General features: G+C 45.3%; 1 protein-coding gene. It reads right to left on the reverse strand.

Going from position 1 to position 849, the window contains the following annotated elements; genetic code table 11:
• Window positions 1–262 precede the first annotated feature (262 nt).
• Window positions 263–849 (reverse strand): DUF4105 domain-containing protein (locus A3756_RS24350; protein WP_156490741.1); only part of this gene is annotated, 587 nt, incomplete at its 5' end.

An 849-nucleotide genomic window follows, 5' to 3' on the forward strand; every position in this document is an offset into this window, starting at 1 on the left:
CGATAAAAGCCTGTCGCAACATGCCAGGAAATTGGTGTAATTAGTAGGTTTCGAGGTGTGTAGGAGGCAATATCGATGAGTTTCAGTTCTTGGAGTCGAGTCTTTGCCTCGTTATTTACCTCGGTACGACGAACTTTCATGTTAAGCATTTCAAGTTTAGCGCCTTGAATATAGCCAGGTAAGGCATCCAGTTGATCATGGTATGCTGCTCGAATTTCCAGTTGCTGGAAATGGTGGCTGCCGTCATAACCGCCGGCTAGCGTTAATCGGCGTGAGTTATGTCCTTGATCGTCACGATACTTAGGTGTTGGAAAGTCTGGAAATACTTTAGTCTTATCGATCTTACTTCTAGTCGAAAGTAGTTCGATCGTTCGTTTGCCAAGGTGTGGAAGGTCGGATTTTTTCTCACTGCCAGGTAGCGGCTGTATTGGTAGGCCAATTCCAAAACCTTTGCCTGACTTTCTGTATCCAATCTTTGCAAGTGGTTTGTTGCAAGCTTGTTATCTTCTACCAAGTTCCTGGCAAGGTGGATCTCATCATCGCTTAAGTTATCGATCATCTGAGTCATCAGGCTTAAGGTAGAAGGGCGAAAACGTGCGTGCTTTACCGCTCCTGCTTGTTCAATGGCGCGTACTGTATCGGAAGGGATTGCGCTGAGTTTGAAGGCGTCGACGAAGTTAAAGCGTTCGCTGGCTGCATCCAATAAGGTGAGTAATTGGTAGGAGCAGTTTTCATCTAAAAAATAATAATCAAAATGAACCGTTCTTATTTCCCAGGTGTGTCGGACAAACTGTTCGACCTCTTCTTGTGTCAGGTCTAAAGCGTATTCCCAAACGTCGCGTGACTCCA

The sequence above is a fragment of the Oleiphilus sp. HI0086 genome, assembly GCF_001635225.1.